Below are 8,937 nucleotides of genomic sequence, written 5' to 3'. Positions count from 1 at the left end.
ATATTAAACTCATTATATAAAAGATCTATAATAAGCATTTTATTTTGCAAAATATCCCCCTTTGATAATAAAACTTTAATCACTTCACTTACCTGAATAGATGCTATATTAGCAGGAGTAAAAGATGGATTTCCAAGTTTATTTTCTATTCCAACATAATCACGTTTATATATTTTATTTAATGTATCATCACCAGGCATAATTGTGCATACTTGCCCAAACCATCCACCTATAGCTCCGTGTACTAATGGTATACTTAATTTTTTACAATATTTTTGAAGTAAAAATCTACTTTCAATATTATCTAATGCATCAACTACTACATTATGATGTCTTATTATTTCCATTCCATTCTCTTCACTAAATCCGTCTTCTATTATGGTTACATTTATATCTGAGTTTATATTATTAACCCTAACCTTAGCCTCTTTTGACTTGCTATACCCCAAATTCCTTTCAGTTGAAAGAATTTGCCTATTTAAGTTACTTTCATCAAATATATCCATATCTACAACAGTTAAGTGACCAATTCCTATTCTCGCCAGCATTTCAACTATATATCCACCTAAGCCACCACAACCTATTATACAAACTCTAAAATCTTTTAACTTTTCATTTTCATCAGGTGTAAGAGTTGATATATTTCTTAAGTATCTTTTTTTCATATCCTTAACCTCCTCCAACAGGTGGAAATATTGATATAACGTCCCCATCATTCAACATTCTATCACTGTTACCATCTCTTCCATTTAAAAGCATAATTGCCACTTCATTTTCATCTATATTTAATATATTGATAATATCTAATATGGTTGTATTCTCATTTATTTTTATTTTTTGTTTTTTCTCTCTACCTTCTCTGAAAGTAGCAAATAATCTTACCTCTACTTCCATAAATTCACCTCCTTCAACAGTAATAACCCCTAAATATATTAGGGGTTATTACCTTAAATTATAGTCCAAGTCTGTCAATTTATAATATTAATGGCTAGCAAGTTGCTCCAGCCTCAATATTACCAATGTATTCATCTAATCCTAATTTTTTAAGTGTATCTTCAGTAGGAACTCCATTTTCATCCCATCCTCTAACACTATAGTATTCAGGTAATAATATATCTAATTCATATATTTCACCCTTAGTTGGCCCTGCAACTATAGGATCATTTAATAATCTTTCTGGTAATGTATCTTGAGATTTATCTATGCCTGCTTTTATATTAAATATTTTTTCTAATGTCCATATTCTATCTCCAGCTTCTAATAATGTCTCTGGAGTATAAATATCACCACAAACTGCATTATACATTTCTGTATAGTCAGGAAGTCCTAGTCCAAATGTAGTAAATATACAAAGTCCCATAGAATCTATTACTGCAGTTAAATCATGGAATACCTTAGCATAAGCTGGCTTTCCTTCTAGTGCTAATCTATCTAATTTTTCTGGTACTCCAAGTATTTCTGGATTTATCATATATCCTTTAATATGACATCCACCTCTATTATTTACAGCATAAGTTATACCATGGCCTTTTACTCCTCTTGGATCATAAGCTGGCAATTCTTGTTTCTTAACTGTCATTGAATATTGAGTTGCATTGTAACTTTCACATAATCTATATGAACCTTCAGCTAGTTTATCTCCAAATCCTTCTCTAAGTCCCATCTTTTTAGTCCAAGCAACCATTGATTCAACATCTCCCCAATTTAGAGATAATCCATCAGCTACTAATTCTTCATCTTTTATATATCCTCTTTGATATAACTCCATAGCCGCTGCTATCGTAGCACCTGCAGAAATTGTATCTAACCCATATTCGTTACAAAGCTCATTAGCTCTATTTATTGCATCTAAATCATAAATATCACAGTCTGAACCAAAAGACCATAAAGTTTCATATTCCGGTCCTCCAACTTCTCTACCATCATTTAATTTTACCCATCTACCACAAGCTATCGGACATCTATAACATGGATTTTTTTTAACTAAACAATTTTCTGTCATAGCTTCTCCACTTATTAAATCAGCTTTTTCAGTATAAGATTCTTGGAAATTTCTAACTGGATGTATACCATTCTCATTTATTATATTAACAAGTACAGCGGTACCATAAGTAGGAAGTCCTCCACCTGCAACTGGGTCATTTTTTAATATATTGACTTTATCAGCATTTACTTTTTTAACCAATTCAGAATCAGCTACTTCTACTTTTTTACTTCCTTTAACTACTACTGCTTTTACATTTTTAGAACCCATTACAGCTCCAACTCCGCCTCTACCAGCAGCTCTATCCACATCGTTCATTATTGCTGCCATTGGTGATAATTTCTCTCCCGCTGGTCCAATACACATTACATTTGTTCCAGGATGTGCTTCTGTTAATGCATCTGTTACTTCAGAAGATACCATTCCCCAGTATTTTTCAGCATCTTTAATTTCTACTGTTTCATCATCTATATATAAGTAAACTGGCTTTTCTGATTTGCCTTCCATTATTATCATATCGTATCCAGTTGATTTAAATTTAACTCCCCATTTACCACCTGAATTTGATATAGCTATAGTACCTGTTAAAGGTGCTTTTGTTACAACCATATATCTTCCTGAAGTTGGCATTGGAGCCCCTGTCAATGGTCCTGTAGCTATAATTAATTTATTATCTTCACTCAATGGATCTACTTTAGGATCTACCTCGTCAATAAAAGTTTTTACACCTAATCCCCTAGCCCCTATATACTTTTGAGCTAACTCTAAGTTTAATTCTTCTACTTTAACTTCCTGAGTAGAGAAATTAACTCTTAATACTTTTCCAACATATCCATTCATAGCATTTCCCCCTTAAACTTATTTAATATTTTTTGCTAAACCAGTTATGACTTCTTATCCATTACTTGAGATCTAAAATAAAAAACCATCATGTAAAAAGTATTATAATACCTTTTAAATGATGGCTTTTTCACACAAATAAATTCTATTTGGAAAATAGACAGTATTATAATTCTACTATCTCCTTTCCATTGGGAGGCATAAAAATTTCTAATTATACCCTACTGTTTTACTAACCATAGATAGACCTTAGGTTTGGTAAAATCGGAGAATTTCATATTCACTTTATACTTTAAATGTAGTACATATATTTTTAATTGTCAATATATTTCGAATATTTATTTAATACCTTATCCTCAGCAAGGAATTAGACATGTCAAAAAATTTAGTTATTTTCTTGCACATTCGCTAGCAGATCCTTTTAATATATCAATACCATGATTTAAAGCAGGCATTATGCATTCCATACTTTCTTTTACAGCTTTCGGACTTCCTGGCATATTTATTATTAAGGTTTCTTTTCTTATAACAGATACTCCTCTACTAAGCATTGCTTTCTTTGTAAATTGCATGCTATAACTTCTGATTGCTTCTGATATTCCTGGTACAAGTTTTTCAGCTATTTCTAATGTTGCCTCAGGAGTATTATCTCTTTTCGAAAAACCTGTTCCTCCAGTAGTTAAAATTAAATCTACCTTATTTTCATCGCAAAGTTGTTTCATTTCACTTGAAATTGTATCTTTATCATCAGGTAATACTTTGTAATAAACTACTTGGTATCCAAAACTAGAAACTATTTCTTTTATTTGTAGACCACTTTCATCAACTCTTTCTCCTTTTGATCCTTTATCACTAGCTGTTATTATTCCTACTCTATACATACTACTCTCCCTCTATTAAAATTTCATCACCTGGTTTTATTACTCCACCATGCAACACTTTTGCAAATATACCTTCTCTTGGCATTATACAATCACCCATTTTCTTAAATATTTCGCATCCTTGATGACATTTCTTACCTATCTGAGTGATTTCTAAAATTACATCATTACATTTAAATATAGTTCCAACTGGTATGGTTCTAAGGTCATATCCTTCTACAACTAAATTTTCTCCAAAAGCTCCTGACTTGACACCTGCTCCCAATTCATTAAAAGCTACAACCTTTTCATGAGATAGTAAACTTACTTGTCTATGCCATTTACCAGCATGAGCATCTCCTTGTATACCAAAATCTTCAATAAAAATTCCCTCATCTACGCTTTTCTTTTGTACACCTTTTTTTTCACTTAGACATACCGCAATAATTTTTCCCATTGTTCTTCTCTCCTTATCCCCCAATTTGTACCATATTTTTATTTTCTACATTTTCTATATTACTATCATGATAAAAGTTATGCCCTAGTGGTTTGTTTCTTATGGCATGGTATATCATGTTTTCTAACTCTTTATCTGTAATATCACTTCTTATAGGCTCTTTTAAATCTATGCCTTTATTATAATGCAAGCATAATTTTAAAAATCCATTTGCTGTAAGTCTTACTCTATTACAGGTTTCACAAAATTCATTACTAATAGCACTAATTAAACCAATATATCCTTTAAATTTGTCGTTTTTATAATATACTGCTGGGCCATTTCCTCTCTTTTCTTTTACTTTTTTAAATGAACCATACTCATCTTCTAGTAAACCTAGTATTACTTCATTCGAAATTCCTGTGTAATTTTTGCCGTATCCTATAGGCATTAATTCAATAAATCTTACATCTATATTATTATTTTTAGAATAAGCCGCTATTTTAACTATTTCTGATAAATTATTTTCTTTTATTGCTAAACAATTTATTTTAACCCTTACACCTAAATCAATAAGCTTGTCTATTGCCATAGAAACATTTTCGTATTTATCACGTCTTGTTATCTTAAGAAATTTGTCTCTATTTAAAGTATCTAAACTTATATTAATCGCATCTATTCCTGCTTCATATAATTGATCTGCCATTTCATATAACAACACTCCATTAGTTGTTATAGTTACTTCATCTATACCATTAATTCCTTTTATTTCTTTTATTAAATCAATTATATCTTTTCTTACTAAAGGTTCACCTCCAGTAATTTTAATTTTCTTTATTCCTAAATTTGCAATACATTTACAAATTCTGATAATCTCATCATAAGATAAAATTTCTTCATGAGAAATATTTTCTATACCTTCCTCCGGCATACAGTAGACACACCTAAGATTACATCTATCTGTAACTGATATTCTCATATACTCTATTTTTCTATTTAGTTTATCTATCATAAACATCCCCCACTTATAGATTAAATTTTTATGAATCTATTTATTGCTCATAACTTTTCATATAATCTAGTATTTTTTCAGTTATAAAGTCTATATTATTTAAATCTATTATATTATAATTTCCGTCTATAACCTTTAAATCCGATAATATACCTATTAAGTTTTTTTTACTACATACGGATTTGCTTGAATTTCCTTTTCTCACAATTTCTAATTTAGGATAGTCAGAAGCTTTAAATCCTTCTAATAAGATAATATCAGCTTCAGGAAATAGTTTAATAAAATATGTCTCATCAACAGATTTTTCTTCTTTTATTATCATGAATTTATTATTAGAAAATATAGCAGTGCCATAAGCTCCTGCTTTTTTATGTTCATATGTATCTGTTCCAACTTCATCACCTTGAAAATCATGTCCATCATGTTTTATAGTGGCAACCTTATATCCTTTTTCACAAAGCTTAGGTATAAGTTTTGTAATTAATGTAGTTTTACCAGAGTTTTTACACCCGCTAATTGCTAATAAAAATGGTTTCTTGCCCATATTAACCTCTCCTATATAAGTATAATATCTACTTCATCTCCTTTTAAAAGCTGTTTTGTTCCAGGTTTTATATCTATCAAACAGTTGCATCCTAGCATAGAAGACATCATACCTGGCGAATGTCCTCCCTCAGGTAGATAAACTTTATTGTTTTTATAAATTCCTCTTACAATTCTTCTTCCTTTACTAGACTTTAGAAAATCATCCTCCATAATAGATTTTACTCTTATTTGTTTTAAATCTATATCTCCAGTTAATTTATAAATTAATTCTTTTCCCATGATTTCAAAAGTAGCTATAGCTGCAAATGGATTACCTGATAAGGATATTATTGGTTTGTTTTTATAAATAGAGTATATTGCAGGTGTTCCCGGTTTCATCTTAACTCTCCAAAATAATCTGTTAGCATTTATTGTTTTTATAACTTCATGCATTATATCTTTTTTACCAACAGAAACTCCTCCTGTAGTTATAATTACATCTACTTTATCTATTAAGTTATATATTTCTTCACTTACATAATGGACTTCATCTGATATAATCTTAGAACTAACTATTTCACATCCAAAATCCAAAAGCCTCATTGAAATAGCAACTCTATTACTATCATAAATTTTTCCTTTGCCTAAAGTTTGACCGACACTAATAATTTCATCACCTGTACTAATTATTCCGACCTTTGGTTTTCTTTGTACTAATACTTGTGTAATTCCCATAACAGCTAATAAGCCAATATGTATATATGTTAATTTTTCACCTTTAGAAATCAGTTTACTTCCTTTTTTTACGTCCTCACCAGCAAAACAATAATTCTCGTATCTTTTTAGTTCAGAATAGATTTCAACTTCATTCATATCATAATTAGTGCTTTCCTGTCTAATTACACAGTCTGCCCCCTCTGGTATTTCAGCACCTGTCATTATTCTAATAGCTTGCTTATTCTTCAATATAGTATTTATGTCACCACCAGCAAAGACCTCATCTACAACCTTTAATTTAATTGGGTTGTCTTTGCTTGCACCCAATGTATCTTCTGATTTTAATGCATATCCGTCAAGGGGCGATCTATTGAAAGGCGGTTGATTTATTGGTGCATAAATATCTTGTCCTATTATTCTTCCCCTAGCTTCTTCTATATTTACTTTTTCTGTATTACTTATTTGATTCACTGACTCACCTATAATTTGCAAAGCAAGTTCTAACTCAATATTCTCCATAGATAATCTCCTTCTTATATCTGATTCTAATATAATCTGCTATCTTTAATATATTTCTAAATTAAAACAATAAAAAACTATGTCATCTTTATATTTAAAAAGAAAACATAGTTAAATAAAGCTAAAGTCATAAATACCTCTTTAACTAAAAATAAATTCTCTTTTCAAACAATGGAAGGCTAGCATGTTTCCATATTAACCCGAGGCAATATAATTTGCCTGGCTAGATATCATAGACCTTAATCCTTAGATATGTTAGCTTGAGAATATTAAATTTTATTTATTGTAACATTTAATTAATTGTTCATACTCTTCTGGTGTATTAATATTTTTAAAAACATCGTCTGATAAATCTGTATCCTCCAATAATAATTCAACAAAATTACTATTACGAATTAACTTTAAAGGCTTGTATTCCTTATTATCTATCAATTCCTTCATATAAGGAATTACATTTTTTGAATATATAGCACCCAAAGGATATAATAATCTATTTTTAGAAAAAAGTACTATATCTATGTTATTTTTCATATTTGCTTGTAACTCATTTATTAACTCCTTATTTATAAAAGGCATATCGCATGCTGTTATAAATAAATAATCTTCTTTGCAGTTTTTAAGAGATGAATACATTCCTCCCATAGGGCCAATATCATCGTAGATATCTACTATAACTGATAATCCCATTTCTTCATATTTTTTAATTTCTTCTGAAGAAAACTTTTTGTTAACCGATAAGTATATATTGGAAAAACCTTCCAAGACACCTACTATTTGTTCTAAAAAAGTTACTTCATTTATTTTTAAAAGTCCTTTTACATTTCCTCCCATACGGCTGTTTTGTCCACCCATAAGTATTAAGGCTCCTATGTCCACAGTATCACCTCTAAATCTCCATTAAAAATTTCTATACTCATTTACCAAATCCACAATTTGGATAGTGGCATACATCACAGTTTAAACATAAACCACCTAAGCCTAATTTGCTCAAATCATCTTTAGTAATTTTTTCATCCGCCATAACGCGAGGCAAAATCAAGTCAAATACTGTTCTTTTAGCGTACATAACACATCCTGGAAGCCCTATAATTGGTATATTCCCTTTATAGTATGATACTAACATCATTGCTCCTGGAAGTACTGGCGCACCATAACTAACAATATCTGCCCCTGTATCCTTTATTGCTTTTGGCGTTTTATCATCAGGGTCAACACTCATTCCTCCTGTACATAAAACCATATCTGCTCCATTTGAAATAAATTCTAAGATTGCATTTGTTATATTTTCAGGGTTATCATTCACAATAGTTTGTCCAAGCACATCCACATCAAATTCTTTTACTTTTTCCATAATTACGGGCCCAAAAGTATCTTCTATCCTGCCATAAAATACCTCATTACCAGTCGTTACTATACCAACTTTCTTATGTACAAAAGGCTTAATACTAAGTATAGGACCGTCACTACATAGCTCTTGTGCTTTTTTCATTTTTTCTTCTTCTATTATTAATGGTATTATTCTTGTCCCCGCTAATTTATCTCCCTTTTTTACAGGAAAATTCTCATGTCTTGTTGCTATCATCATTTCACCAAGAGAATTTACTTCTCTAAGCTTATCGATATTTATTTTTAATAAACCATTTATACTTGAAAAAAGTTCTATCTTTCCTTCTTTTACATCTGATTCTTCCATATATTCATTTTTGCATATATCTCTTAATATGATTGCTGCCTCATTTTCATGAAGCATGCCCTCTCTTTTTTCCCATACATACAAATGATCCTTACCTAGAGATAGTAAAGTATTTATATCTTCTTCTTTTACTACATGGCCTTTTTTAAAAGCGACTCCCTTTACCTTATCCTTAACTATTTGTGTTATATCATGGCATAAAACGTGACCTACTGCATCTTTTGTTTTTATTTCTTTCATTATTTTCATTAGCTTGTAATTTACCTAAAGCACCTGCAAACATTCCCATCTTCTTACCTAAAACTGGTCCTAAAGCTTTGAAGTTTGGTTTTAAGCTATAGTTCATAGATC

Annotated in this window: 10 protein-coding genes and 2 riboswitches; all 10 genes read right to left on the bottom strand. The window is 30.3% G+C overall.

Annotated elements, in window-relative coordinates; all coding sequences use genetic code 11:
- Positions 1 to 665 (bottom strand): HesA/MoeB/ThiF family protein (locus tag NSA58_RS11490; protein WP_257560484.1); only part of this gene is annotated, 665 nt, incomplete at its 3' end.
- A gap of 4 nt (positions 666 to 669) precedes the next feature.
- The gene (locus NSA58_RS11485; protein ID WP_039680401.1) at positions 670 to 894 is read right to left on the bottom strand and encodes a MoaD/ThiS family protein; all 225 of its coding nucleotides are present in this window, start codon (positions 892 to 894) and stop codon (positions 670 to 672) included.
- A gap of 94 nt (positions 895 to 988) precedes the next feature.
- Positions 989 to 2,824 (bottom strand): aldehyde ferredoxin oxidoreductase family protein, encoded by a 1,836-nt coding sequence (locus NSA58_RS11480; protein WP_039680402.1) that lies wholly within the window; start codon positions 2,822 to 2,824, stop codon positions 989 to 991.
- 165 nt (positions 2,825 to 2,989) lie between these two features.
- Positions 2,990 to 3,106, bottom strand: a riboswitch (molybdenum cofactor riboswitch).
- A 107-nt stretch (positions 3,107 to 3,213) separates the two neighbouring features.
- The gene (locus tag NSA58_RS11475; RefSeq protein ID WP_074429665.1) at positions 3,214 to 3,705 is read right to left on the bottom strand and encodes a MogA/MoaB family molybdenum cofactor biosynthesis protein; all 492 of its coding nucleotides are present in this window, start codon (positions 3,703 to 3,705) and stop codon (positions 3,214 to 3,216) included.
- Position 3,706: 1 nt separating this feature from the next.
- Complete coding sequence (locus tag NSA58_RS11470; RefSeq protein WP_039680404.1) at positions 3,707 to 4,141, bottom strand: MOSC domain-containing protein; 435 nt, start codon at positions 4,139 to 4,141, stop codon at positions 3,707 to 3,709.
- A 13-nt stretch (positions 4,142 to 4,154) separates the two neighbouring features.
- A complete protein-coding gene (gene moaA, locus NSA58_RS11465) occupies positions 4,155 to 5,132 on the bottom strand; it encodes a GTP 3',8-cyclase MoaA (RefSeq protein WP_074429666.1) in 978 nt (325 codons plus the stop codon).
- A gap of 40 nt (positions 5,133 to 5,172) precedes the next feature.
- Positions 5,173 to 5,676, bottom strand: coding sequence for a molybdopterin-guanine dinucleotide biosynthesis protein B (mobB, locus tag NSA58_RS11460; protein ID WP_039680406.1), 504 nt, complete (start codon positions 5,674 to 5,676; stop codon positions 5,173 to 5,175).
- 11 nt (positions 5,677 to 5,687) lie between these two features.
- The gene (locus NSA58_RS11455; RefSeq protein ID WP_074080065.1) at positions 5,688 to 6,893 is read right to left on the bottom strand and encodes a molybdopterin molybdotransferase MoeA; all 1,206 of its coding nucleotides are present in this window, start codon (positions 6,891 to 6,893) and stop codon (positions 5,688 to 5,690) included.
- Between the two features lie 141 nt (positions 6,894 to 7,034).
- A riboswitch (molybdenum cofactor riboswitch) is annotated at positions 7,035 to 7,171 on the bottom strand.
- Positions 7,170 to 7,769 carry a molybdenum cofactor guanylyltransferase gene (mobA, locus tag NSA58_RS11450; RefSeq protein WP_039680408.1) on the bottom strand — a complete coding sequence of 200 codons (600 nt, stop codon included), beginning with the start codon at positions 7,767 to 7,769 and terminating at the stop codon, positions 7,170 to 7,172. Its footprint overlaps the riboswitch before it by 2 nt.
- Positions 7,770 to 7,806: 37 nt before the next feature.
- On the bottom strand, positions 7,807 to 8,826 hold the full coding sequence (locus tag NSA58_RS11445) for a molybdopterin-binding protein (RefSeq protein ID WP_039680409.1): 1,020 nt from the start codon (positions 8,824 to 8,826) through the stop codon (positions 7,807 to 7,809).
- Positions 8,827 to 8,937: the final 111 nt, after the last annotated feature.

Source organism: Terrisporobacter muris, assembly GCF_024621905.1.
In the GTDB taxonomy this organism is placed as follows: Bacteria; Bacillota; Clostridia; order Peptostreptococcales; family Peptostreptococcaceae; genus Terrisporobacter; species Terrisporobacter muris.
The sequence above is the reverse complement of the archived record's forward strand: the minus strand, read 5'-3'. Positions and strand labels throughout refer to the sequence as shown.

Bases quoted from the DNA above. Each gene is read 5' to 3' on its own strand.
- NSA58_RS11485 (WP_039680401.1), bottom strand. From the start codon at position 894: ATGGAAGTAGAGGTAAGATTATTTGCTACTTTCAGAGAAGGTAGAGAG.
- NSA58_RS11480 (WP_039680402.1), bottom strand. From the start codon at position 2,824: ATGAATGGATATGTTGGAAAAGTATTAAGAGTTAATTTCTCTACTCAG.
- NSA58_RS11475 (WP_074429665.1), bottom strand. From the start codon at position 3,705: ATGTATAGAGTAGGAATAATAACAGCTAGTGATAAAGGATCAAAAGGA.
- NSA58_RS11470 (WP_039680404.1), bottom strand. From the start codon at position 4,141: ATGGGAAAAATTATTGCGGTATGTCTAAGTGAAAAAAAAGGTGTACAA.
- moaA (WP_074429666.1), bottom strand. From the start codon at position 5,132: ATGATAGATAAACTAAATAGAAAAATAGAGTATATGAGAATATCAGTT.
- mobB (WP_039680406.1), bottom strand. From the start codon at position 5,676: ATGGGCAAGAAACCATTTTTATTAGCAATTAGCGGGTGTAAAAACTCT.
- NSA58_RS11455 (WP_074080065.1), bottom strand. From the start codon at position 6,893: ATGGAGAATATTGAGTTAGAACTTGCTTTGCAAATTATAGGTGAGTCA.
- NSA58_RS11445 (WP_039680409.1), bottom strand. From the start codon at position 8,826: ATGAAAGAAATAAAAACAAAAGATGCAGTAGGTCACGTTTTATGCCAT.